Here is a 21,831-nt window from a genome sequence, read left to right on the forward strand (position 1 = left end):
TCAGCCATCAAGCCGCAGCGTTGCGTACGCCGCGCTTGATGCGCTTGCCAACAGGTAATGCTGAGCCTTCGTGCCGCGTATCCTGTGCCATGGCCTTCGGTGCCGTCATGCGGAATGATCGCAGAGTTGCGACCTCCTCGGGATGGCGGGCCAGAATTTCGATAAGGCCTACCGCCGCGTCGCTCGGCGGCGTGCGCCCGCTTTCATATTTCTGGAAAGCCCGCTTGCCGCCACCGATGATGATGCCTGCCTCTTCCTGGGTCAGACCCAGCTTCCTGCGCACAGTCTTGATGCGGGCGGCATAGGCCTCGCGCAGTTCCTTGAACGCCTCGTTATAGGCGCGCAGATCCTCGCCGCTGTGAATGGCGTCCCCATCGCCTTCGGGATACCAGCCCGGCACCTCGACGACGCGCGAGAGCGAGCCGACGCACACCGTCTGCGGGCGCGTGTCGCGGCGCAGTTCCTGCCCCGTCTCGGGGTGAATTCGCGTCTCGCTCATTTCAAACCTCCTTGAAGGATGTCAGCACGACATCGATCAGCGTCTCGCCGGCAAACTTCAGATACAACCACAAGCCATCACAGGGGATGTTGTAGGTGTCGTGCCACAGCCGATGGTTCGGCGGATTGTGTGCCGTCTCGGACTTGATGAAATCGCCCGGTTCCAGCGCCTGCACGACATCGACAATATCCTCGAGCGAATAGCCGATCTTCTGGGCATCGCGGGCCGCCTTGCTCGTGATCTCAAGCGTGTCCACATCGGCAAACTTGGCCTGGATCGCTTTGAGGTCATGGTGCGGGGTCCGCTTTACCGGCATGTCTAATACACCTTAAAGGTCATTTTTTCAAGAGGCGCTTTTGCAAGGACGCGCGGGGGAATCGGCGATGCAAACTGTTCGGATTGCTGCCTTAGCGCCCCACGCGCCGTGAGGAAACAAACGCCCAGAGAAAAGGGGAAAGCCATGGGGGCGAGGCCCCCTGGAGGCGAAAGCGTTCCATGATCCGGGCCTCTCGACCCAAGCGCTGGAGCCCCTATCATGCAGTCCACCACCCTGACGCACGCCAGGCTGCGTCTTTCCGAGAGCAACGTCCGCAAGGCCAATGGCGACGCAGGCCTTGAGGCCCTGGCCGCCAGCATCGCCGAACACGGCCTGTTGCAACCCCTGATCGTCAGCCCCTCGGCGGGCAAGAAGACCCTCTACGATGTCCACGCTGGTGGCCGCCGCTGGCGCGCGATCGGTCTGCTGATCGAACGCGGCGTGCTGCCGAAGGATTATGCGATCGACGTGCGCATCTGCGAGAACGAGGATGCCGCCGCGCGCGAGATCAGCCTTGCGGAAAACCTGATCCGCGAAGCTATGACGCCGGCGGATGAGGCGCGGGCCTATCGCGATATTGTCGATGGTGGCGCTGATGCCGAAGCTGTGGCGCGTCGCTTCGGCGTCACCGTCCGCCATGTTCAGGGTCGCTTGCGGCTTGCTGACCTGGCCGAGCCGATCTTCGCGGCGCTCGCCGCTGGCGACATCACGCTGGATGTCGCCATGGCCTATGGCTCGACCGGTGACCGCGAGCGGCAGGCAGCGGCGTGGGAGCGTCTGTCGACGAGCTGGCAGGCCGACAATCCGCAGGCGATCCGCCGTGCGATCGCCGAGGAAAGCCTCTCGTCCGATCACCCCATCGCCCGCTTTCTTGGCGAGGCCGAATACGTCGCCTGCGGTGGTCGGATCGAGCGCGATCTTTTTGCGACCGAGGGCGAAGGCCGGTGGCTCGATGGCGATCTTGCCATGGACCTCGCCGCCAAGAAGCTGGCGCATGAGGCCGAGGTGGCCGAACTCGGCTCCAAGCTCGCCTGGGTGAAGCCCACGCTGGCGACCCATGTCACCTATGACGAGACCAAGGACCTCCACGCCTATTGGCCGCGTCGCGCTGAACCCAGCGCCGAGGCACTGGCCCGTATGGACGAAATCTCCGACCGGATGACCGAGATCGCCGAGATCCTCGACTCGCCCGATGACGGCGATGATGTCGAAGCGCTCGAGGCGGAATACAATTCGCTCGATACCGAGCATGATCGGCTTGCCGACACCGAACTGCTGATCCCCGAAGAGGACAAGCCCACCGTCGGCACCTTCCTCGTGCTCGGCAAGGATGGTCAGCCGCGCCTGCTGGAAACCTATTACACCTCGGTCAAGCCCGCGCGGCGGCCATCTGCATCGAGCGAACCCGTGGGCGGGGCCGAGATCGAGGGCGAGGAACCTGCGCCTTCGGCCAGCCTCCCACGCTCGCTCGAAGAGCAGATGGCCAAGGATCGTCGCGACGTGCTGGCGCTCCACATCGCCCATGATCCGGCGTTGGCGCTCGATCTGGCGATCTTCAGCCTGGCCCGCGACCATGCCGGTCATTTCGGCTACTCCGACACGGGCTGCACCATCCGCATCACAGACCGCAACGAGCCATCGGGCCTGACCGGCATTCCGGCGAGCCTCGCTGTGACCGAACTCGAACAGCAGCGCGCCAGCCTGCCCAATGACTGGGCAAGCGAAGAGGACAGCTTCGCCTCCTTCCTCGCCTTCCGGTCGCTGGACGATGGCGTGAAGGCGGGCTGGCTCGCCTATGCCGTCAGCCAGAGCCTCAAGGCGAGCCTTGCCAGTGGCACGCACGCCTGCACCTTCCAGAGCCGCCTGGGCGCCGAGATCGGCATCGACATGGCCCAGCACTGGCGGCCGGGTGCGGAAAACTTCTTCGACCGGATCAAGAAGGCGCAGATCCTCAGCATACTCGGGCAATTCGATTCCGAAATCGCCCTGCGCTATGCGGCGGCGAAGAAGTCCGAACTGGCAACGGCTGCTGCGCGCCTTTGTTCGGGCGACACGATCATCGAGCCGGAGATCAAGGCCAAGGCGCTCGCCTGGGTGCCCGATGCGATGCGCTTTGACGGCGTTGCTGGTGATCTGATCGACAGCGGGATGGCCCTCGACGACAGAAATGAGGATGCCGGGGACGTTCCGCTCGACGCGGCCAACCAGAACGATGCCGACGACCCGCTCGGCCAAGCGGCCTGACCCTCAACCTCGAACAGCCACCGAACCGATCCTCCTTCCGCGTCAGAGCGGGAGGAGGATGGCGAACCTGCGAGCAAGGCTCGGATCAGGAGGAGACCATCCCATGAAGCCCCGTCACGACATCTACGCCACCGTCACCGCCCAGCTTGTCGCCGCGATCGAATCCGGCGCGGGCGAATGGCGGATGCCCTGGCACCATTCCGGCGCGCCTGTCATGCGCCCGACCAGCGTGGCTGGCCGGCGCTATTCCGGCATCAACCGCCTTGTCCTCTGGGCTACCGCCGATGCCTGCGGCTACGCCTCGGGCATTTGGGCGACCTATCAGCAATGGCGCGCCCATGGCGGCCAGGTGCGGAAGGGTGAGATCGGCACCCATGTCATCCTCTGGAAGAAGGTCGAGCGCGGTGACGCTGCTGCGGAAGCGGGCGGCGACGGCGACAGCCGTGCCCGCTTCTTTGCGCGCAGCTTCGTCGTCTTCAACCGCGATCAGGTGGACGGCGCCGAAGATGCCGCCGACAAGGAGGTTGCGCCCATCACCACCTCGGTCGCCGATGCGCTGGCCTTCCTCGAAGGGCTCGGCGTCCCGGTCGAGTACGGCCTGCATGACGCCTATTACCGCCCCGACATCGACAAGGTATTCATGCCCGAGCGCACGGCTTTCGACCATGACCTCGACCTTGTGTCCACACTCGCACATGAGGTCACCCACGCGAGTGGACATGTGAACAGGTTAGCCCGTGAAACGCTGCGCGACTATCACAAGGAGCGCAGCATTCGCGCGCGCGAAGAACTCGTGGCCGAGCTAGGCGCCAGCTACCTGATGGCAGATCTGGGCCTCGCTTATACTCCGAGGCCCGACCATGCCGCCTACCTCTCCAGTTGGTTGGGCGCCTTGCGCCACGATCCCAAGGCGATCTTCAACGCCGCCGCGCAAGCGCAGGCCGCCGCCGACTGGATTCACGCGGCGCACAAGGCTGCGATTGCGCCGATGGCGATTGCGGCATGAGGCAGGCCACAGCGACCGCGCGCCTCTGGCCCGATGGCGCACAGGTTGCTTGTCGTCCATTGTCAGGCATTCCGCCTGTCGAATGGCTTCAAGCCTACGTGGCTATGGTGGCGTCGATCCGCACCGGCATGGTCCGAGAGATGCCATCCTTCGCGCCCGTCCACCGCTGGCGCGGGACGGCGCACAGGGTGCTGCTGCGCAATCCCTATGCCGACATCGGCCTGACCTGCTTCGACGGGCAAGCCGCCGTCTGGCTCGGTGAGCGGATCGACCGTCACTATCGCATCCGCTGTGAATGGAGCGATGTCTCTGGGCCGGCCCGTCACTGGCTCGCCAGCATCGCGCCGACTTTTGCGGCCTGCGCCGAGCGCCTTGGCTTTGTCCCCATCGACACACCCATCGATCAGCCTTGGCTCGAAGCCGCCTGATCGCGTGTCTTCAGGAGATCCCCATGTCCCAACAGCCCACTTCTGGCGAATGGCGCGAAGGCAGCCTTGTTCGCACGACCGCCGACTGGCCCTTCGACTGGATCGCTGAAATCGCGGCGATCGACCCTTTGACCCACAGCTATACCTGCATCGGCACGGTCCGGCAGGCCGGAACCCGCCGCTATGATGAGGCGCTGGCCAACCTGCGCCTTATGACCCGAGCGCCCGCCATGCTCCGGATCCTGAAAGCCATTTCGCAGGTGCTCGACATGAGTGACCCTGACCACGATGCCTTTGCCGATAGCGCCGCGGATTGCCTTGATGCGCTGCTTGAGCAGCAGGAGCCGCTGCGGCATTTGTTGGACGAATTTGGTTTTGCTCATCATCAACCATCTATGCCAGCCAATCTCGGGGCACCTCTCACAGGCCATCGGGCTTGATCGAAAGCGATAAGGGTCGTCGGAAACGACCAGAATACGCAGTTCACCAGTGTCGTCGCGATTGTCCGGATTCGACAGGGGCAGCCGTCCAAGGCTTATACGGTAATGAGCACTTTATTCCGTTAGGGGGGCTAAGAAACTGGCCAACACCCTCTTGGAGCCTCTTTCGCCAAAGTCAGCGGTGACTCTGTCCGCCTCAATGTGGATGACGACTCCCTCCCCAAATTTTGCATGCTTCACCCGCCCTTGGAGTTTTAGCCGGCCGTCCGACGAGCACTCATCGGAGGGGCCGTCCATTGGGATCGCGGCAAGCTCCGCCCGCTCGAATTTCCGGATTGCATCGGATTTGCCCCAGAAATCACAGCTGAAATTGTTGAGGTGGCGATCGGTTCGATCAGGCTTGGCTTCAAATTCCTCCGGTATGGTCGAGCCATCCCCGCCCGACTTGAGGAACTCACGGACAGATTGCAGCGCCAGCATTCGAAGGTGATCCCAATGTCTGAACAGGGTTTCCTGTCGCTGTTCCTCTAGCTTTGCGGCACTCGGTTTCCGCGTCGGTTGCGGCCGCGTGTAATCGGGGCGCATGTCGACGACGTGGAAGAAAGTGATCGCTCCAAACGTCCATGAGGCGTCAGCAGTGGCCCGCCATCGATAACCAACGCGAACCTCAACCCGGTCCCCGAAGCGATACGGCGGAGTAATCTGATCGTCAATTTGGAGAAGTTGAACCTCCTTTTCCTGCTCTTCGACCTGCCGCTTCATGTCACGAACAGCGTACACCAGATCATGGCCGGAACTCCAAGCCCGGCTCTTCGTCTCGGATCGCTTGGTCGCGGCCTTCGCCTTAGCGTAGTTCGCCAGATCCTGCTCGTACCGACGCAGGTGGGTGGCGATGTGCGAGCCGGAACTCGACAGATCCAGGCCGTGTAGGGCGGTGGGTCGGCCCTCGTCCAAGGCCTGATCCACGCGTTGCTCGACCTCGCGAATATCGATCATCTTGATTGCCGTCATCTCGTGTTGAGAAAGATAGAGACTGCTCATTTAGCCTGTTCCCGAAGCTGGCGCGCGCAGAAGTTCAGAAGATCTTCTCGAATGACCATCGTAGCCGTGTCTCTTCCGGCATTCCAGACCTGACGTCTGGCCGCAACGGGTTCGATTGCTGTCAACCTCCCAAAACGGTAGACTGCTCGCCTTATTCCAAATTTTGCCATAGTCGCGGTTCGGCATGTCTGACCGAAGCGCCATTACGCTGTCGCTGCTTGCTTCTTTCGCCGCGTTGCCTTCGGCTTCGCGGCAGGCGCAGGAGCGACCTCGACCACTGCCTTCGGCTTGCGACCAAGACCGATCTTCACAGCCAGTTCCTTGCGCTTGGCTGCATAGTCGGGCGCGACCATGGGATAGTCGGCGACCAAGTTCCAACGGGTGCGATATTCTGCGGGGCTGATCCCATGGTCGGTTGAGAGATGCCGCTTGAGCATCTTCATCTTGGCCCCGCATTCGAGGCAGGCGATGGCATCGGGCTTGACCGACGAGCGCACCGAGACGGCAGGCTCGCGCTTCTCTTCCACCGGTGCGGGAGCCTGACCCAAGCCCGCAAGCGAGGCATAGACCGACTGGATCAGCACGGGCAGTTGGTCAGTGGCAACGGCGTTGTGACTGACATGGGCGGAAACAATATCGGCAGCCAGCGTCAGCAGCGTTTCATCGGCCATGGAAATAACGTCCTCATCCGTTCAGAGACGCCACTTGCATAGCGCAATATTTCCCAGTCACGAGGGGGCAATCAGGCAATACCCCCAACAAATCCCTTCGTTTCGCCGCGATGGGGCAGCGCGAGGCGCATCGCGCCCTTGCAGCCACGTTGCTTGCATCGGGCACGGGCCTGCACTTCCGACAACCACAGGTGCCCGAAATCGCCCAGAGCCAGCAATTGCGCCGGGGTCAGGAAGCGCACCTTGCCGCAGGTGCGGCAGGTGAGTTCGAGCCGTGCGTCGGCATCGAGGTCGCGCAACTGGATGGCATCGAGCCAACTCACCAGTTGTCCTCCGCTTCTGGAATGCGCGTGTAGCTGATCTTCGACCCGACATTCCCACCGGCAGGCGGCGCCCAAGGGCCGACGCTCACCACCGTCTGGCCGAAGCGGGAATTGAGACCATCCATGGTCCGGCTCAGCGCCTCGCAGCGCTGCCGCTCCTTGTCGTCATTGGCGAACAGATCGGGCTGGCGCGCCGTATCGAGCGTCAATTCGCCCAAGGTCACGCTGACCCGCATGATCTTCGTCGTCGGGGGAATAACAGCCGTCACGCGCTCCCACAGTTCACTCAGCGCGGCAAGAATGGCCATGTCGTCCTGAACTTCACCCAAGGGCGCCATATTGCCCCAGCCACGCTCAAAGCCCTTGAGCCAGAGATAGAGTGCCGAGGCGTAGAAATTGGACCGCCGCATCCGCCGCGCGGCCTTTACCAGCAGGAGACGGGCAATGGCGCGGGCATCATCCAAACTTCGCTGGTCAGGCGGCAGCACACGGGCATGGCCGAACATGTTCCGCTCCGTCTCAGGCGCCTCCACGGCATAGCCATGGAGCGCATACCACAGTCGCTCCCCCGTCACGTTGCGCCAGATCGCCCGCATCTGCTTGGGCTGTAGGGCCAGCAAGCCGGGCACATCCCCAACGCGGGCAGCGGCAAGCCGCTTGACCATTGACCGCCCGATGCCGGGAATGTCCTCCAGCTTGAGCCGGGCAAGCTGGGCCGGAACGTCTTCGGGATACCAGATCGTCAGGCCATCGGGCTTCTTCGTGTCGCTGGCGATCTTGGCCAGATGCCGGTTGGCGGCAAAGCCGATCGAGCAGGTCAGCGTAGCGCCGATGTTATAGCGGATCGTGTTCTTGATCCGCTGGGCCAGATCAGTAGGTTCGCCCCGCTGGGTCTCGTCCAGCCAGCACGAAACCTCGTCGATCGATTTCACCTGATCGACCGGTATCACCGATCCGATTTCGGAGATCAGGGCATTGTGCGCTCTGCGATAGAGGTCCGGTTTTTGCGGCACGAGAACGATGTCGCGGCATAGTCGCCGCGCCTCATCGACCATCATGATGTTTTTCACGCCGCGCGCTTTCGCTTCGCGCGAACACGCGATGATGCAGGTGCGCCCTCCGCCGGCATAGGGGATCACGCCAACTGGCCGCCCCCGCAGGTGAGGGTCGCGCAATTGCTCGACGGATGCAAAGAATCCATCGAAATCAAGGTAAAGGTGTTCAATCGTCGTTGGTTTTCGCATGGGCTCCAGCCCGAATCGGGTGAGCCACAAATGAGAACATAATGGGAACTTGCAAGCAATAGGGCCGCGCCCGAGGTGGCACAGACGTAAGCGTCCGGCCTGAGCCGTTGGCATGAGCGCTCCAGCGGCGGTTCTCATGTAATGGAATCAGGAGGGCGGTAGGCTTCGACCGCCCCCGCATCGACGATGGCGCGGGTTCGCGATTTAAGCACCGCCATCCCTTCCTCAACCGTCGCCGTTATCACTGCGGGCGGCCGCTCTTCTGAGGGCAATCGAAGAAGGGCGACAAACCGCTCGCCAGTTTCTCGCCAGCTTATCTCATAAGCCCCGTAACGTTCACTATAAATGACCATTCTGCGTTCATAGCTCTGATCATTCTAATCAGGCTACACATTTTCTGTGGCAGTCGTCGACCAGTTCCAAGGCAGCAGTTCATCGATCCTACTAATAGGATACCCATAGCCAATTCGTTCGAGCACATCGGCCAGCCAGGCCTGAGGATTTACACCGTTGAGCTTGGCGGTCTCCAGCAGGGAGTAGATCGCAGCGGCGCGCTCTCCGCCGCAATCAGTGGCCGCAGTATGGACAGACCATGACGCGGTGGGCCGGGCGCGGCCTGATGGGAATGCTGCCGTTCGAGTGAAGCATTGCGCCTGCGGGCATCGATCGACGCTCCCCCATGTGGCGAAGAGTGGAGGTGGAGGCGGCGGTGCGAGCAATTCCGCTCGCCCGAAAGGTTACGCCTCATGCTCACAGACAGCGAACGCTTCGCCTTCACAGCCAGGCGCATTCACGGCTTTGACAGCACCGGGAATGCCTATGACGCAACCCAGACCGATGATCGGATCGCCAGCGGCGACACGCTGCTGATCCTGCCGGAGGGTGTTGTCGGCGTGGCCCATTGCTGGCCCTTCGCCGTCACGCAAGCGGCGGGCAAGCTCCATGGCGTTCAACCCAAGGCGCATGAAACGCTGGGCGACTTCGCCGCCGCTTTCAACCTGACCACCGCCGACATCGAGGCTGCCATCGCGCTGGCCCAAGCGCTCGGCTTCACTATCGATCCCGCGCTGTCCGCGCTCCTTGCGCTCACCGCCTGACGCCCACCCACCGGAGAACCATCATGCTGACCACCGCCACGTCGGCGGGCGCAGACGCGCGCCTGGAACAGATTGCCCGGCTCAATGATCGCACTCGCCTTGGCCTCGACCGCAGCGCTCGCATCGTCATCACCCGCAATTGCCTCGAGCGCCTGGCCGAGAGCGAGGGCGCGCCCGAGGAAACCATCGTGCTGCAAGCCCGCCTGATGGCGGCCTTTCGCCATTGCACCTTCTCGGAAGACAGCCCCGAGCGGGACTTTGCCGCGATCGAGTTTCTCGGCCGCAAAGTGTGGATGAAGATCGATTATTACGACGCGGCGATGGAATTCGGCTCGGAGGATCCTGCCGATGCCTCGATCACCACGCGGGTGATGACCATCCTGCTGCCCGAGGATTACTGATGTGCGGGCAGCTTGTCGTCGACCGCGCCCACGAAAGGTTCGGCGCCGAGGTCACCATCGCCGACCTCGCGCGCCATTCCTTTCCCGACTTCAATTGCAACCTCGTCCATATTTACGAGGTCTGGGAAAGGCTTGAAGAAGACTGGCGTTTCGAGCTCGATCGTGATGCCAGCACGCTGGAATATGCCACGGGCGTATCCGCGCGTTTCAAGGACGGCTCGACCCTCCACATCAGCGCCTGGGCTGATTGTTGCGACGGCTCTGGCTGCCGCCATTGCCGTGGCTGACCCCATCCTTTCAGGAGCTTGTCAGAATGCGCTTTCAACCCACCGCCGAGACGCTGGCCATCGTTGCCCGCCTCGGGGGGCATTGGAATGGCCGCTATGCGCTTGTGCCATGCCCGGCGCATGAGGATCGCACGCCCAGCCTCTCGATCCGGCAAGGGCAGCATTCGATCCTCGTCCATTGCTTTGCCGGATGCGATGGCGGGGATGTCATGCGGGCCATCCGGCAAGTGCTGGGGCATCCAGTTGGCAGCCAGCGGGCTTTGCCCGTGCCGGCCAATGATCGGACCGCGCCCTTTCAGCGGCTCTGGTCCGAAGGGGTAGCGATAACGGGAACACTCGCCCACCGCTATCTGCGCGAGATCCGGGGCATCACCGTGATCCCGCCCGATGTACGGTTCCATCCAGCGTGCCCAATGGGGCGCGGCCCATCGCCCAGACGCCTGCCAGCCTTGCTGGTCGGCGTCTTTCGAGCGCAGCGCGTCATTGCTATCCAGCGCCTGTTTTTGGACCCCGTAACCGGCCAGCGCACGCATCGCATGATGCTGGGCCATTCGCGCGGCGGATCCTGGCCCGCCAGTTTCGCGGGCGCCACCATGCGGATTGCGGAGGGCTTTGAGACGGCCTGCGCCTATCGCCAACTTACAGGCCGCGAGGCTGGCACCTGCTTTGGCCTGCGCAACTTTGCTGGCTTCGCCGTCGGTTCCGGCATTCGGCAGGTCGTCCTCCTGCCCGATAACGACCAGGAGGGAATGCAGGCGGCCTGCGCTGCGGTTGCTGCGCGGCAAGCACCCGATCAGCCCTTCAGGCTTGAGCGCTGCCCCTCTGGTTTCAACGATTGGGCGGAGATGACACGTCCACCTGTTCACATGTCCACGGCCTCATAGGTCCACATGTGGACATGTGGACGATGCCACAGGTGGCAAAGCCGAGAGGGTGATGGGCGGGTGAACCCGAAAGGAGACACTAGACCATGTTCACCGCTCCCGCCCTGCCAGCGCCCAATGCTCTTGCCGATCCCGGCTTTCTCGCCAGCGCGGCTGGCGAAAGCTGGATCGAGGCGCTGGCCGAGAACTTCCCGCACACCTGCTATTGGCGGGATCGTTCCGATTGTTGGTCGCTCAAAAGCCTCAACGCCTTGGCCGCCCGGATCATCGATGCCCGCTATGACGGCAATGCTATCGAGGATGCCATGGAGGCCGAATTCCCGCCCTCCGAACCTTACCAGACCTGGTATCATGAGGTGGCGCCGCAAATGCGCTCGTTCCTGCGCGAGGCAGACCTCGACGAAGACAGCGAGGCCATCAACGCCATTCGCTACGCTTGGGAGGATCGTGCCGCCGAACGCGACGACAGCAGCGTGACCGATCTCTTCGCCAGCTATGACCATTGCGAATTGCTGTTCCGCTTCAGTGCCGAGCGCTGGCTCGATGATGCGCTGGTCTTCTCGCATCGCCCTTGGCCTCAGGCCAGCGAGCTTGCCGTCACCGCCAATCTGCAATTTGCGCTGAACAACCTCGGCTACACCATCGGGGAGTTCCGAAAGGCCTGTGGCAACCGCCATCCGGCCGACCGCGCCCTGTCACGCCATGCGCGGCGGCGGCGCGCGCCGATCATCAGCCACGAGCAGCTTGCCGAAATCATCGACAATGCCTGCTCCACCTCGTTCCTCTTCTGCCTCTATGCGATCGTGCCGATCCCGGACCTGATCGCGCTCGACCTCAGCCGCCCCGTCACTTTCGAGAAATGCTGGGTGGCGACGATGGATCCGATCAACGGCACCTTCTTCGACGTGCCGACCAATGAACCCGTGACCGTGAAGCCGGAGGATGGGCGTTTCCTGTCTGGAGGGCATCTGCGCTGGTCACCGGAGAACATCTGCGGACTGCACACGCCTTACTACCATGCGTCTGTGCGGAATGGCTGACCCTGTCTCGTGATCCGCCGAGGATGGAGCCAAGCGGGTGGAGGATGAGTGTCATGGGCGCAGGCGCCCAGAGACGCATCCCACCCTGTGGCCCATTGCAATGCAAGACGGGGCCTTTGCCAAAGGAAAACACCATGAACATCGGCACCATTCGCGCCAACGATCGCGGCGCGCTGACCGGCAGCATCGCCACGCTGACCGTCGCTATGAGCTTCGCCCTGCGCGGGGTGGCCTCGAACCATCCCAATGCCCCGCGCTACGAAATCTGCACGCGCAGCCCCGCCGGTGCCGCCGTCCAGATTGGCGCGCTGTGGGAGCAGACCTCGAAGACGACCGGCGAATGCTTCCTCCAAGGCCGGATCGATGATCCCTCGATGGCGCGGCCGCTGCCGATTAGCGCCTTTCGCCAGAGCGACGGCAGTTACAACGTCGCGTGGCTACGCCCCCAGCGCCGTTCCGGCTTTCGCGTGGCGGCCTCGGCCAACGACAATCCCACTTATCTGGACGCGGCCTGACGGTTTGCTGGCCATGCCTCGGGTGATGTTCGCTCGGGGCATCATTCTCCTGCCTGCGGCGCTTGGCCTCGTGGCATGACACTGGCCTTGCTTGGCTCCTGCGACGCGGCGCTGGGCGGCCACCGGGCGAGGAAGAGTTGAGGGGATTGAGGATGGGTGTCTGGGGCCAAGGGGCCAAAGACGCGAACCAACCTTCGGCACCCAGGACGCAAGAGGGTGTCGGGCCAGAGGAGAATACAGCCATGAATATCGGTGAACTGAAGCTCAACGGCGCTGGCGTTTACATGGGCAAGATCCAGACCGCCACGCTCGACCTCGTGGTGGGCCTGCGCCCGGTCAATTCCAGCAACGCCGCCGCCCCCAAGTATGACGTGATGGTCCGCGCCAAGAATGGCCAGTTCATTCCCGTTGGCGGCCTGTGGGAGAAGACCGCGAACAATGGCGGCGGCACTTTCCTTCAGGGGCAGATCGACGATCCCAGCTTCGAGGCGCCGCTGTCGATCGCACTGTTCGCGCAGGCCGACGGCGCGCTTAACATCGCTTGGTCGCGCCCGCGTCGCCGGGCGGAGGCTGGCTTTGCCGATACGGCGGTGATGGGCGCGGCCAATGATGGGTTCGGCGCTGGTGAGGACGATCGCCGGGAGGCTTCGCCCTTTGGCGATCTCGAACCGGGTCTTGCCAAGGCGGCCTGACGCCAACCTCCAGAATGCTTGTTCCTATGGGCGGCCCGTCTCGCGACGGGTCGCCTATTTTCGTTCAATGCTTGGTGGGATCTTCGAGGTCGGGCCGAACCAGATCAACATAGCTGACGCCGAGCGCCAAGGACAGCTCGTAGAGCGTGATGACGGTCGGATTGCGCCGTCCACGCTCCAAGCTGCTGAGATATTGCTGGCTGAAGCCAGAACGCTCCTCGACCTGCTCCTGAGTCAGACCTTTATCCCGACGCAGGCGCGCGAAATTCCGGCCAACCAGTTTACGCATGTCCATGCGCAGCAGGATCGCGATTTACATACTTTGAGTTTATCAACTTCTCTATTCGTCAAGGGGAAGCATTGATTCCCCAGCGATTGGCTTCGCAAGCCGGTAATGGTGCTGCTCCCGACCAGATTACGTCGTTCCGATGCGGTGCTGGGAATGTCGGTTCACCCCGACACCTTCCGTTCACGGCTCCTCGAACTGCGAGCCTAGGCCGCTGACAAAGCCGACCTCCGCTGACCTAGTTTCCGTCGTCAAAAGCTATTCGCCTGAAAATCAGCTTGCCTCCTGACTTTATGACAAAACTGACCTAAGCAAGAAACAGGACCAGAAAGGGAACGGATGACGCGCAAACTTTTCGTGATCGGCAATGGCTTCGATCTGCATCATGGCATTCGGTCAGGATACAGCGATTTCGGCCGCTATGTGAAGTCGGCCGATCCGGACGTCTACGCCCTCATCGAGGAATATCTTGGCATCGATGATGACTTCTGGAAAACCTTCGAGGAGCGACTTGCTAGCTTCGACTCCGACACAGTGATCGATAATGCCGAGCAATTTCTGGTGTCCTATGGTTCGGATGACTGGAAAGACTCGGCCCATCATGATTTCGAATACGAGATCGAGCGGGTGGTCAGCGGGCTAGCGGATGGCATGCGGGGCCGATTCGCCAAGTGGATCCGCCAGCTGGCGATGCCGGCGGCAGGCAGCTTTACGGCAGTTCGCTGCATCGATCCGACCGCCGCTTTCCTGAATTTCAACTACACGCCCACGCTTCAGCAACTCTATGGGGTGCCGGATAGCAACGTGCTGCACATCCATGGCCAGGCATCTGACCAGGATGCGCAGATCGTCCTGGGACATGGCTGGGATCGGAGCGCCGAGGACAGGCTCTCAAACAGCGTTGACGAAGACACGGACACGCGCGTTGCCGGTGGTTATCGGCTCATCGATGACTATTTCGCCCGGACCTTCAAACCGACCGAGCAGATCATCAAACGAAATCGATCGTGGTTCGACAATCTCGTTGACGTTAGCGAAGTCTTTGTGCTCGGTCACTCGCTCTCTGATGTTGATGAATCGTACCTTCGTGAGGTCGCCAGTCACGTCGATCCAGCGGCGCGGTGGACCGTCAGCTACCGCAGCTCCCTGACGCACACCTGCGAGCGCTTCGCGAATTTTGCTGTGCCACGATGTACCGTCACCTTTGCCGGCCTCGCGTCGCTGTAATGTCAGGGGTATCACTGGCTCCGGCCTGAGACTCGTCACTTCGCGTGAGCAACCCATGCGTATCTTCATCGATGAGTCGGGAAATTTCAGCGGGACGGGCGACGCAAGGTCCGCAGTGTCCGCCATAGGCGCGCTTTAGCTCGAAAGCGCGACGCTGCCACGCTTGTTCGGAAAATAAGCAAGGCTTCGAGCCAATTTACCAAGAAGCAGGACGGGTGAGGTCAAGGGTAGCGGCCTCGATGAATGCCAGATCGCAGAACCCGACCAGTATACGCAGTTTAGCAAATGGTGCTTGAGAGTCCCATCACCCCGCAACTCGTGACGGACAACGCCCGGCAGGCCATCACTGTTTCATCTAGCGCAGGGGTCATTCGGCAATGGAGGATAGCCCCAGACTGGCGATTTATGCCGATGGTGATCTATTCAAGCATCTCACCCCTCGCTCTGCCAGCAGAGGCAGCGCGATCATCAATCCCGCATTGCCAATCTGGATCAGGGCCACGATGCCAGCATCTTGCACCACGCCTTTGACCAGCAACAGCATGCCCGCGATCAGGATGCCGTGCAGGGTCAACCCTAAGGCAACCACAGCCACAACAACCGCCTTGGTCCACAAACGCGCCCCCACCAGCACCCAAAATGCCAAAGGCAGGAACACTGCCACAGCGGTGAGCAGGCCCGGATTGTAAACGCCGCCATCGGCCAAAGCTCGCCCGATATGCGCCAGCATGTTGACTGCGATCACGCCATAAAGGCCAAGGCCCGCCCATGGGTGGCGCTTGGCCAGCCATGCACCAAGGGGCGCGGCAATCCAGAACAGGGGTACGTTTACTGCGGTGAACACCGCCCCCGGCACGGGGCAAACCGGGTAAAGGCCCGGAAAGCCGAACATCGCGCAGAACGCCTTGGGGAAGGCATCGGCATCCCCGTGGATGTCCAAGCCATATTCCTCGACATTGTGGACCAGATAGGCCGCCACCCCCACCCAAGACAGCCAGCCCCAATCACGCCAGCGCGCAACAGACCGATCCATGCGCAAGGCATTGCCCGCCAGCAAAGCCACCAGCGGGATGGCGGCCACCAAACCGATCCACGGGAATGCTGTGTCGAGCAGTGCCATGCCTCTCTCCTAACCCAAAGCTTCGGCGGGGCCAAAGAACTCATAGTGGCGGTTTTCTGCTGGCAGGCCAATTTCGGCCAGCGCCTTGTTCACAAAACCCATGAAGGGCTTGGGACCAAGGAAATAGGCATCCGCATCAACCGGCACCCATGCCTGAAGCTGGTCCAGCGAGGGGCGGCCCGAGAGGCCATCGCGGTGCTCGCCCTGCTCATACACCACATAGGCGGAGAATCGTGGATGGGCCGCCCAGCCATCGATAAGATCGCCAAAGGCGTGGACATCGCCGTTCCGGGCATAGTGGATGAAGATCACATCGCGCTTACCCGCCGCCAGCGCGGCCTGCGCCATGGCCAGCGTGGGAGTGATGCCCACGCCGCCGCTGATCAGCGCCAAAGGCGCATCGCCATCGCGCAGCACAAATTCGCCAGCGGGCGGGAACACCTCCAGCGTGTCGCCCACCTGAACATGGTCATGCAGATGGTTGGACACCAGCCCGCCCTTCTCGCGCTTCACGCTGATGCGCAGGGTCTGGCCATCGGCCATTTGCGAGAGCGAGTAGTTGCGCCGCACCTCCTGCCCGTCAATCGTCAGGCGCAGGCCCAGATATTGCCCCGGCTGATAGGCCACCACCGCCCCGCCATCGACAGGCTCCAGCGTGAAGGAGGTGATCTCCGCGCTCTCGGCCACTTTGTGCGCGACGCGGAAATCGCGCCCCCCGCGCCAGCCACCGGGCGCTGCGGCAAGGCGTTCATATTCCGCCGCCTCGGCCCCGATCAAGATGTTGGCCAATTGCCAATAGGCCTCGCCCCACGCTTCGATCACGGCATCGGTGGCAATCTCCTCACCCAAAACTTCGCGGATGGCGCGCAGCAGGCAGGCGTCCACGATGGGGTAATGTTCGGGCAGGATTTGCAGCGCGACATGCTTCTGGATGATCTGCGCGGGCAAGGCACCCAGCGCGCCCAGATTGTCGATATGGCGGGCGTATTGCAGCACCGCATTGGCCAGCGCGCGCGGCTGTGTGCCATGGGCCTGATGCGCCTGATTGAACAGGGGGCGCACCTGCGCATATTCGCTCAGCATCATCGTGTAGAAATGGGTGGTCAGCGCCTCGCCGCCGGTTTCCAGCAGCGGCACGGTGGCTTTGATGATGGCGGTCTGTTCAGCGCTCAGCATGGGGTATGTCCTTGGGTTTGTGGTGTCGATCCGACTCGTAATCATGCATCTCAAATGCTAGATATAGCCGAAGGCATAATGATGCAAATGAAATGCACCTTTAAGGACACAACCTATGCGCCTGACCCGTTTCTCCGATTATGCCGTGCGCGTGATGCTCTATCTCGCCACGCATCCAGACCGCCTCTGCTCCGTCGGCGAAATCGCAAAGGCTTACGATATATCGCAAAATCATCTGATGAAGGTGGTGAGCGATCTTGCCGCTCATGGCTATGTCGAGGCTTTGCGCGGCCGCAACGGCGGGCTTCGCCTTGCCCGCCCCGCGCCCGACATCAACATCGGCCGCCTGATCCGCCACACCGAGGGCGAGATCGATCTGGTGGGCTGCTCGGAATGCAAGCTCAACGGAGCCTGTAGCCTGCCCGATCCGCTCGATCAGGCGCTGACCGCCTTCTTTGCGGTGCTGGAACGTTACACTCTGGCCGATGTGCTGGGCGACAAGGCAGAGCGCCTCCTTGCGCGGTTGAATTGAATGGGCAGCGTTTCACCAATGACTGGTTCCGAAGTAACGTGACTCACCCAGAAGCGACGGCGACCGGCGAATTTGTCCCACCCTCAGCCTTTGCCGTCATCGGCTAATTCCCCTGACCATCAGATGACTTCGGTAGGAGCAACAGGTCCGCAGCATTGATGCCCAGCCCCTTGGCGAGCCGGTCGACCACATCAATGCTGGCGGAATAGACGCAGCGTTCTAGTGCGCTGATGTAGGTCCGATCAATGTCAGCCCGATAGGCGAGCTCTTCCTGCGACAAGCCAGCGGCCTGCCGGTGTCGGCGCAGATTGGCGGCAAATATCTCCTGGATCTCCATGACCCGGAAAAGCCGCTCTTGATGAGTATTTAACCACGGAGTATTCTCGACAAACAACGCCGTGGGGTTCCGCTTGCAATGTTCCAGTTCCGATTGAAGTCCCGCTTGGGGTCATGCTTCTCTGCGCAGTCGGCGCGGGGCCGCTGCAAGATGGGGTCGGAAGGTCCGGCGGGTCTTATCTATAGTGCGGCATATGGTTGGCCAGTTGATAACGCGACCTCGCCGTCCCAACCTCCCTCGCGGGAACTTCTTCCGCTGGCGCGGAAACCTGTCAGCCTTTGGACGTCACACCTCCTGCGCTGCCCAGCGGAAATCAGTGCCATCGGCCCACATGCGATGGAGGATGACCCCCATCTTGCGGGCCAAGGCTACGACCGCCTTCTTCCTGCCGCGGCGCTTGGCAAGGCGCATTGCCCAAGATCTCAAAGCCGATGGTTTCGCGACGCGGGTCATCAGCACTTGGGCGGCCTCAAAGAGCGAGGCGCGCATCATGGCGTCGCCCGCTTTGGATATTCGGCCAGTCCAATCGACTTCGCCGGATTGGTATCGCTTCGGAGTGAGGCCGAGGTGCGCCCCAACGGTGCGAGATCGGCTGAAGCGCGATGGCACGTCGATCGCAACTCGGAAATTCATGGCCACGACGGCACCGACGCCGGGCATGGTCATCAGCCGGCGGCAGACGGGATCCTCTTTGACGACCCGCAGCAGGATGCCGTGCAGTTCATCATACTGTCGGCGCATAGCGTTCCGCGCGATCAGCATGGGTTCCACCACCTCGGCCAAGAAAGCGTCGAAGGCAGCGAGGTCGCGAATTCGCTCATCGAAGGCCTTGGGCGTGACCTTGCCCACCTTCAAGCCAAAGTTTTTGAGGAGGCCCCGCAGGTCAGCCTCGATGTCCAAGAGCTTGGACTTGAGGACTTTGCGCGCCTGAAGCAGCACATTGAGCCGTTGGCTGCGGTCAGACTTGATGTGAACAGGCTTGAACAGCCCGACGCGCATCATCAGCGCGAGACCGCGCGCGTCGTTCCGGTCGGTCTTGTTCATGGTCTGCGCCCGCAGCACTTGCGCCATATGGCGCGCTTCGACGCAAACCACCGGCAGGCCCGCTTCGGCCAGCGCAGAATAGATGTGCTGCGAAAGCGGTCCAGCTTCCAGCCCAACGCGCTCAAGGTCTGCCGCCAAGGGGCGCAGCGCCGCCACAAGGTCTTCCGCCTCGCTGGGCACCTTCAGTTCGCGAATGATCTCACCGACAGCATCGACAACGCAGATGCTCGTCAGGTTCAGGGAAACGTCCAGTCCTGCAAAATAGGCCATTTCGAGTCTCCATGTTTTGATGGAGCCACATTCAGATGGGGCACGCCGCGACGAATACCACCATCTATAATATGTAAATGATCTTGCAGGACGATCCCTCGGCCCCTCGTGGTGGCCAATCCGCGTTAAGTTTCGGCTTCCCGAGCGTTGTAACGCCTGTTTGCTAATCTGCGCTTGTCAGAACAGCCCTGCCAAAGGCCTCACATCATGAACGATCAACGCATTCCGCTCACCCACGCCGACTATCAGGCAATCAGTGCCACACTGGGCGAGATAAAGTCCCGACTCTCCGACGCTGGGGATCTGATGGCAGCCATGCACATCGATCATGCGCTGCAATGCCTTGATCCCGAAAATCCGCTCAACCAGCAGGCCACCGCTCAGGCCTGAACTTCCAGTGGGCACCGACGCGGCTGTTTTGGCGCGCCCGTTCCGTTTCGGATAGGCGCAGCATCCCGGTGACGATCAGCTTGTTGCCCCATGGAGCTTCGAGGCGACCGCCTGCCGGGTTTCATGCCAAGGGTGGAAAGCTGCGGGTCGAAGCCAAGCCATGCTCCGGACCCTTTGTCTGGCGACCATTGAGCGCCAGCGCGAGAGCGTACGGGCAAGCTAACCCTTGGCAAGCGCCAAGCATGGCACCTGATTCCAGGGCGGCCCGACAGCCAAGCACAACCTTGGTCACACATCTCCGGGCAATCTGACCGGCAAGCCATCCCGCCAGAGAAGGGATGAACACTACGCCCGCGCGGGACCGCCGCAACCCCCATTTGTCGACCGAGTTCTTCGCTGCGCTCAGGCCCGCACCCCTCGAAAAATGGAGGTTCCCCTGCGCTTCGCTCCGGTGCGGCGGTCCCTCAATCGCGGGCTGCGCTTCAGTTCATCCCGGCGGGAAAGGCTCGCCGGTAAGATCTGGAGACATCCCATGAACAAGGTTTTCCTGTCCGGCCGCATCACCTCCGACATCAGCCGCTTCGGCACCGACAGCAAGGGCGGCGTCAGCTTCACCCTCGTCACCAGCAGGCCGGTCATCAAGGATGGCCAGGTCGTCAAGGGCGACGATGGCTACGCCGAAACCTACGACCAGTTCCACACCATCAAGGCCTTCAACGGCCTCGGCAAGTCGATCGCCAACCACAAGAAGAAGGGTGAAAAGCTGATCGTCACCGGCGAGATCCGCTACACCAAGAACGAGAAGGACGGGCGCACCTTCTACAACACCGAGATCGTCGCCGACGAGATCGAGTTCATCTGACCAAGACGGGCGGCCCCACGGGCCGCCCTTCCTTTTTCGGGAGTAAGCCCATGTTTTACACCTCGGCCTTCGATGAATTCGCCTGCGTCCCCTGCGGCATCACCGTCACCAACCCCGCCATGGTCGCCCGCATCCGCGCCCATGCCGCCACGATAAGCGATTACGAGATCGCCGCCCATCTGGGCAACGCCATCGCCTCTTCGACCGACGCCGCTCACGCCCTTGCCTGGGAACAGAGCCAGCTTGGCGAAGTCAGCGCCGAGACGCTGGTCGACGCCGAATATTTCGAGGAACTGGTCGCCGCCTGGAGCCTGATCGCCAGCGAGCGCGGCATCGACAGTCTGGACGGGCTACTCATCGATGTGGTGGCGTTGCATTGAGTGGCGAGCTGGTAGCGCCGATCGGCGCTGCCAGCGGTCCGCTAAAAGACAAATTCCACTTTGCCGATTACCAAGCGACCGGCTTGTGAACCGAGCCGCTGATCGTGGCGACTGGATCTGAGAATTGCGATGAGACCAACAAGTGCGTTCGCGGTTCGACCTTGAAGTCGGCAAGTCGCTTGAGCTCTACGCTCCCTTTCGGGCGAGGCGGAGCGAGGCCAATGGTCAATCCGCAGTCAGCTTTGGCCATACGAATTGGCGTTAACAGGTCAGAATCATTGGAAATGATCACGGCGCATTGACAGGCCGAGCGGTAAGCATCGCGCAACAGATAAGCGGCAAGATTGACATCCGAGCCTTTTTCTTCGGTCTTGTGGACCCAGGCCTTGTCCAGCGCTCCCGTTACAGGATCAGCCTTCAAGACAGGTTGTCCGCCAGCTTTCATATATCTCCCAGTGGCTGGATCCGTTGCAACCACCACTTGGCTTACAACGGAGCTCATGAAGGTTCCTAAATGAACTTCGACACGAGGAAGGGTCGCCAAGGCATTGAGATAGGCCTGCTGGCGCACTGGTTGATCGGGATCTTGGGGGCGGGCATCGACTTTGGCCGTGAAATAATATATCTTCTCGACGGTATTTTTCGGGAGCAACTGGTCACAGAAGCGCTCCAGATCAAGCCACTTGAACGCGGTGCCCTTCAACAAGCCATAATAGAGGTTGAAGCCGTCGATGTAGACGTGTGTGTCCAAAAGGCTGTCCCGAAAAGAGCAACGGCGGGCTTTCGCCCGCCGTGCGCCCGGCAACCGAAGCTGCCGGGGGAGTAGTGACGATGAGATAGGCTTGCTGGCAGAATTTTTCAATCGCTTTCTTTCTGATCAGCAGGATCATGAGATCGGGACGCCTGCCCGCCAAGGCGGTCACCGCGCTCTATTCCGCCCAAAACCCTGATGGGCTCCGGGCTCCACCGAGCCCCGTGTGGGTCTCGGCCCATTCGGGTGACGATCGCATGGCGCAGGGCGCTTGGGGCACCGTAGCGTACCCCTGAAACCAACAATCTCTTTCTCGTAGTCCTATTAT

The 21,831-nt window shown here is 61.7% G+C and carries 28 protein-coding genes and 1 pseudogene; 16 read left to right on the top strand and 13 right to left on the bottom strand.

Annotated elements, in window-relative coordinates:
• Positions 1–7: 7 nt before the first annotated feature.
• Positions 8–499 (bottom strand): type II TA system antitoxin MqsA family protein, encoded by a 492-nt coding sequence (locus EOE18_RS10570; RefSeq protein ID WP_127709277.1) that lies wholly within the window; start codon positions 497–499, stop codon positions 8–10.
• Between the two features lies 1 nt (position 500).
• Positions 501–815, bottom strand: coding sequence for a type II toxin-antitoxin system MqsR family toxin (locus EOE18_RS10575; RefSeq protein WP_008067945.1), 315 nt, complete (start codon positions 813–815; stop codon positions 501–503).
• Between the two features lie 219 nt (positions 816–1,034).
• Here EOE18_RS10575 and EOE18_RS10580 point away from each other — a divergent pair, with 219 nt between their 5' ends.
• The 4 genes from EOE18_RS10580 to EOE18_RS10595 all read left to right on the top strand — a co-directional run bounded on the left by EOE18_RS10580 (position 1,035) and on the right by EOE18_RS10595 (position 4,933).
• Positions 1,035–3,059: a ParB/RepB/Spo0J family partition protein gene (locus EOE18_RS10580; RefSeq protein WP_127709279.1), complete on the top strand. Its 2,025-nt coding sequence runs from the start codon at positions 1,035–1,037 to the stop codon at positions 3,057–3,059.
• Positions 3,060–3,162: 103 nt separating this feature from the next.
• Positions 3,163–4,065, top strand: coding sequence for an ArdC family protein (locus EOE18_RS10585; RefSeq protein WP_127709281.1), 903 nt, complete (start codon positions 3,163–3,165; stop codon positions 4,063–4,065).
• A gap of 104 nt (positions 4,066–4,169) precedes the next feature.
• Positions 4,170–4,493 (top strand): hypothetical protein, encoded by a 324-nt coding sequence (locus EOE18_RS10590; protein ID WP_127709562.1) that lies wholly within the window; start codon positions 4,170–4,172, stop codon positions 4,491–4,493.
• A 23-nt stretch (positions 4,494–4,516) separates the two neighbouring features.
• Positions 4,517–4,933: a hypothetical protein gene (locus EOE18_RS10595; protein WP_246027389.1), complete on the top strand. Its 417-nt coding sequence runs from the start codon at positions 4,517–4,519 to the stop codon at positions 4,931–4,933.
• A gap of 114 nt (positions 4,934–5,047) precedes the next feature.
• On the opposite strand, the gene EOE18_RS10600 is transcribed toward EOE18_RS10595, so the two are convergent.
• The 5 genes and pseudogenes from EOE18_RS10600 to EOE18_RS10620 form a co-directional block, all read right to left on the bottom strand.
• Entirely contained in the window at positions 5,048–5,974 is a 927-nt protein-coding gene (locus tag EOE18_RS10600) for a hypothetical protein (RefSeq protein ID WP_127709283.1), read from the bottom strand.
• 203 nt (positions 5,975–6,177) lie between these two features.
• Positions 6,178–6,645 (bottom strand): Ros/MucR family transcriptional regulator, encoded by a 468-nt coding sequence (locus tag EOE18_RS10605; protein ID WP_127709285.1) that lies wholly within the window; start codon positions 6,643–6,645, stop codon positions 6,178–6,180.
• A 71-nt stretch (positions 6,646–6,716) separates the two neighbouring features.
• The gene (locus EOE18_RS10610; protein WP_127709287.1) at positions 6,717–6,968 is read right to left on the bottom strand and encodes a hypothetical protein; all 252 of its coding nucleotides are present in this window, start codon (positions 6,966–6,968) and stop codon (positions 6,717–6,719) included.
• Positions 6,965–8,212, bottom strand: coding sequence for a Y-family DNA polymerase (locus EOE18_RS10615; protein ID WP_127709289.1), 1,248 nt, complete (start codon positions 8,210–8,212; stop codon positions 6,965–6,967). Before EOE18_RS10615 ends, EOE18_RS10610 begins: the two co-directional genes overlap by 4 nt.
• A 386-nt stretch (positions 8,213–8,598) precedes the next feature.
• A pseudogene (locus EOE18_RS10620) lies at positions 8,599–8,790 on the bottom strand (transposase domain-containing protein); the annotation flags it as partial.
• Between the two features lie 168 nt (positions 8,791–8,958).
• Between EOE18_RS10620 and EOE18_RS10625 the strand changes: the two are divergent.
• The 7 genes from EOE18_RS10625 to EOE18_RS10655 all read left to right on the top strand — a co-directional run bounded on the left by EOE18_RS10625 (position 8,959) and on the right by EOE18_RS10655 (position 13,128).
• The gene (locus EOE18_RS10625) at positions 8,959–9,309 is read left to right on the top strand and encodes a hypothetical protein (RefSeq protein ID WP_127709291.1); all 351 of its coding nucleotides are present in this window, start codon (positions 8,959–8,961) and stop codon (positions 9,307–9,309) included.
• 23 nt (positions 9,310–9,332) lie between these two features.
• On the top strand, positions 9,333–9,710 hold the full coding sequence (locus EOE18_RS10630; RefSeq protein ID WP_008065127.1) for a DUF3768 domain-containing protein: 378 nt from the start codon (positions 9,333–9,335) through the stop codon (positions 9,708–9,710).
• A complete protein-coding gene (locus EOE18_RS10635) occupies positions 9,710–9,997 on the top strand; it encodes a hypothetical protein (RefSeq protein WP_067748439.1) in 288 nt (95 codons plus the stop codon). Before EOE18_RS10630 ends, EOE18_RS10635 begins: the two co-directional genes overlap by 1 nt.
• Positions 9,985–10,881 carry a DUF7146 domain-containing protein gene (locus EOE18_RS10640; RefSeq protein WP_246027390.1) on the top strand — a complete coding sequence of 299 codons (897 nt, stop codon included), beginning with the start codon at positions 9,985–9,987 and terminating at the stop codon, positions 10,879–10,881. Before EOE18_RS10635 ends, EOE18_RS10640 begins: the two co-directional genes overlap by 13 nt.
• An 86-nt stretch (positions 10,882–10,967) precedes the next feature.
• Positions 10,968–11,921, top strand: a complete 954-nt coding sequence (locus EOE18_RS10645) for a hypothetical protein (protein WP_127709293.1) — start codon at positions 10,968–10,970, stop codon at positions 11,919–11,921.
• 134 nt (positions 11,922–12,055) lie between these two features.
• Positions 12,056–12,436 (top strand): DUF736 domain-containing protein, encoded by a 381-nt coding sequence (locus EOE18_RS10650; protein ID WP_127709295.1) that lies wholly within the window; start codon positions 12,056–12,058, stop codon positions 12,434–12,436.
• Positions 12,437–12,678: 242 nt separating this feature from the next.
• The gene (locus EOE18_RS10655; RefSeq protein WP_127709297.1) at positions 12,679–13,128 is read left to right on the top strand and encodes a DUF736 domain-containing protein; all 450 of its coding nucleotides are present in this window, start codon (positions 12,679–12,681) and stop codon (positions 13,126–13,128) included.
• Positions 13,129–13,192: 64 nt separating this feature from the next.
• Here EOE18_RS10655 and EOE18_RS10660 read toward each other — a convergent pair whose 3' ends face one another.
• Positions 13,193–13,423, bottom strand: coding sequence for a helix-turn-helix domain-containing protein (locus EOE18_RS10660; protein WP_127709299.1), 231 nt, complete (start codon positions 13,421–13,423; stop codon positions 13,193–13,195).
• A 330-nt stretch (positions 13,424–13,753) separates the two neighbouring features.
• On the opposite strand from EOE18_RS10660, the gene EOE18_RS10665 reads away from it, so the two are divergent.
• Entirely contained in the window at positions 13,754–14,641 is an 888-nt protein-coding gene (locus tag EOE18_RS10665) for a bacteriophage abortive infection AbiH family protein (RefSeq protein ID WP_127709301.1), read from the top strand.
• 403 nt (positions 14,642–15,044) lie between these two features.
• Here EOE18_RS10665 and EOE18_RS10670 read toward each other — a convergent pair whose 3' ends face one another.
• A complete protein-coding gene (locus EOE18_RS10670; protein ID WP_127709303.1) occupies positions 15,045–15,761 on the bottom strand; it encodes an HXXEE domain-containing protein in 717 nt (238 codons plus the stop codon).
• A 9-nt stretch (positions 15,762–15,770) separates the two neighbouring features.
• Positions 15,771–16,937, bottom strand: a complete 1,167-nt coding sequence (gene hmpA, locus EOE18_RS10675; RefSeq protein ID WP_127709305.1) for an NO-inducible flavohemoprotein — start codon at positions 16,935–16,937, stop codon at positions 15,771–15,773.
• Positions 16,938–17,052: 115 nt separating this feature from the next.
• Between hmpA and EOE18_RS10680 the strand changes: the two genes are divergently transcribed.
• The gene (locus EOE18_RS10680) at positions 17,053–17,469 is read left to right on the top strand and encodes an RrF2 family transcriptional regulator (protein WP_127709308.1); all 417 of its coding nucleotides are present in this window, start codon (positions 17,053–17,055) and stop codon (positions 17,467–17,469) included.
• 103 nt (positions 17,470–17,572) lie between these two features.
• On the opposite strand, the gene EOE18_RS10685 is transcribed toward EOE18_RS10680, so the two are convergent.
• Together EOE18_RS10685 and EOE18_RS10690 are read right to left on the bottom strand one after the other, a co-directional pair.
• Positions 17,573–17,863: a helix-turn-helix domain-containing protein gene (locus EOE18_RS10685; RefSeq protein WP_227711290.1), complete on the bottom strand. Its 291-nt coding sequence runs from the start codon at positions 17,861–17,863 to the stop codon at positions 17,573–17,575.
• A 228-nt stretch (positions 17,864–18,091) separates the two neighbouring features.
• On the bottom strand, positions 18,092–19,120 hold the full coding sequence (locus tag EOE18_RS10690) for an IS110 family RNA-guided transposase (protein WP_127709312.1): 1,029 nt from the start codon (positions 19,118–19,120) through the stop codon (positions 18,092–18,094).
• Between the two features lie 207 nt (positions 19,121–19,327).
• Here EOE18_RS10690 and EOE18_RS10695 point away from each other — a divergent pair, with 207 nt between their 5' ends.
• The 3 genes from EOE18_RS10695 (at position 19,328) to EOE18_RS10705 (ending at position 20,752) form a co-directional block, all read left to right on the top strand.
• A complete protein-coding gene (locus tag EOE18_RS10695) occupies positions 19,328–19,510 on the top strand; it encodes a hypothetical protein (RefSeq protein WP_127709314.1) in 183 nt (60 codons plus the stop codon).
• Between the two features lie 532 nt (positions 19,511–20,042).
• Complete coding sequence (locus tag EOE18_RS10700) at positions 20,043–20,372, top strand: single-stranded DNA-binding protein (RefSeq protein ID WP_127709316.1); 330 nt, start codon at positions 20,043–20,045, stop codon at positions 20,370–20,372.
• Between the two features lie 50 nt (positions 20,373–20,422).
• Entirely contained in the window at positions 20,423–20,752 is a 330-nt protein-coding gene (locus EOE18_RS10705) for a hypothetical protein (RefSeq protein WP_127709318.1), read from the top strand.
• A gap of 67 nt (positions 20,753–20,819) precedes the next feature.
• Here the strand turns inward: EOE18_RS10705 and EOE18_RS10710 are convergent, their stop codons facing one another.
• The gene (locus EOE18_RS10710; protein ID WP_127709320.1) at positions 20,820–21,614 is read right to left on the bottom strand and encodes an NYN domain-containing protein; all 795 of its coding nucleotides are present in this window, start codon (positions 21,612–21,614) and stop codon (positions 20,820–20,822) included.
• Between the last annotated feature and the right edge of the window lie 217 nt (positions 21,615–21,831).

The organism is Novosphingobium umbonatum (genome assembly GCF_004005905.1).
Classification (GTDB): Bacteria; Pseudomonadota; Alphaproteobacteria; order Sphingomonadales; family Sphingomonadaceae; genus Novosphingobium; species Novosphingobium umbonatum.

Excerpts from the sequence above, each read along its gene's own strand:
- EOE18_RS10570 (WP_127709277.1), bottom strand. The coding sequence starts at position 499 with ATGAGCGAGACGCGAATTCACCCCGAGACGGGGCAGGAACTGCGCCGC.
- EOE18_RS10575 (WP_008067945.1), bottom strand. The coding sequence starts at position 815 with ATGCCGGTAAAGCGGACCCCGCACCATGACCTCAAAGCGATCCAGGCC.
- EOE18_RS10580 (WP_127709279.1), top strand. The coding sequence starts at position 1,035 with ATGCAGTCCACCACCCTGACGCACGCCAGGCTGCGTCTTTCCGAGAGC.
- EOE18_RS10585 (WP_127709281.1), top strand. The coding sequence starts at position 3,163 with ATGAAGCCCCGTCACGACATCTACGCCACCGTCACCGCCCAGCTTGTC.
- EOE18_RS10590 (WP_127709562.1), top strand. The coding sequence starts at position 4,170 with ATGGTGGCGTCGATCCGCACCGGCATGGTCCGAGAGATGCCATCCTTC.
- EOE18_RS10595 (WP_246027389.1), top strand. The coding sequence starts at position 4,517 with ATGTCCCAACAGCCCACTTCTGGCGAATGGCGCGAAGGCAGCCTTGTT.
- EOE18_RS10600 (WP_127709283.1), bottom strand. The coding sequence starts at position 5,974 with ATGAGCAGTCTCTATCTTTCTCAACACGAGATGACGGCAATCAAGATG.
- EOE18_RS10605 (WP_127709285.1), bottom strand. The coding sequence starts at position 6,645 with ATGGCCGATGAAACGCTGCTGACGCTGGCTGCCGATATTGTTTCCGCC.
- EOE18_RS10615 (WP_127709289.1), bottom strand. The coding sequence starts at position 8,212 with ATGCGAAAACCAACGACGATTGAACACCTTTACCTTGATTTCGATGGA.
- EOE18_RS10625 (WP_127709291.1), top strand. The coding sequence starts at position 8,959 with ATGCTCACAGACAGCGAACGCTTCGCCTTCACAGCCAGGCGCATTCAC.
- EOE18_RS10630 (WP_008065127.1), top strand. The coding sequence starts at position 9,333 with ATGCTGACCACCGCCACGTCGGCGGGCGCAGACGCGCGCCTGGAACAG.
- EOE18_RS10635 (WP_067748439.1), top strand. The coding sequence starts at position 9,710 with ATGTGCGGGCAGCTTGTCGTCGACCGCGCCCACGAAAGGTTCGGCGCC.
- EOE18_RS10645 (WP_127709293.1), top strand. The coding sequence starts at position 10,968 with ATGTTCACCGCTCCCGCCCTGCCAGCGCCCAATGCTCTTGCCGATCCC.
- EOE18_RS10650 (WP_127709295.1), top strand. The coding sequence starts at position 12,056 with ATGAACATCGGCACCATTCGCGCCAACGATCGCGGCGCGCTGACCGGC.
- EOE18_RS10655 (WP_127709297.1), top strand. The coding sequence starts at position 12,679 with ATGAATATCGGTGAACTGAAGCTCAACGGCGCTGGCGTTTACATGGGC.
- EOE18_RS10660 (WP_127709299.1), bottom strand. The coding sequence starts at position 13,423 with ATGGACATGCGTAAACTGGTTGGCCGGAATTTCGCGCGCCTGCGTCGG.
- EOE18_RS10665 (WP_127709301.1), top strand. The coding sequence starts at position 13,754 with ATGACGCGCAAACTTTTCGTGATCGGCAATGGCTTCGATCTGCATCAT.
- EOE18_RS10670 (WP_127709303.1), bottom strand. The coding sequence starts at position 15,761 with ATGGCACTGCTCGACACAGCATTCCCGTGGATCGGTTTGGTGGCCGCC.
- hmpA (WP_127709305.1), bottom strand. The coding sequence starts at position 16,937 with ATGCTGAGCGCTGAACAGACCGCCATCATCAAAGCCACCGTGCCGCTG.
- EOE18_RS10680 (WP_127709308.1), top strand. The coding sequence starts at position 17,053 with ATGCGCCTGACCCGTTTCTCCGATTATGCCGTGCGCGTGATGCTCTAT.
- EOE18_RS10690 (WP_127709312.1), bottom strand. The coding sequence starts at position 19,120 with ATGGCCTATTTTGCAGGACTGGACGTTTCCCTGAACCTGACGAGCATC.
- EOE18_RS10695 (WP_127709314.1), top strand. The coding sequence starts at position 19,328 with ATGAACGATCAACGCATTCCGCTCACCCACGCCGACTATCAGGCAATC.
- EOE18_RS10700 (WP_127709316.1), top strand. The coding sequence starts at position 20,043 with ATGAACAAGGTTTTCCTGTCCGGCCGCATCACCTCCGACATCAGCCGC.
- EOE18_RS10705 (WP_127709318.1), top strand. The coding sequence starts at position 20,423 with ATGTTTTACACCTCGGCCTTCGATGAATTCGCCTGCGTCCCCTGCGGC.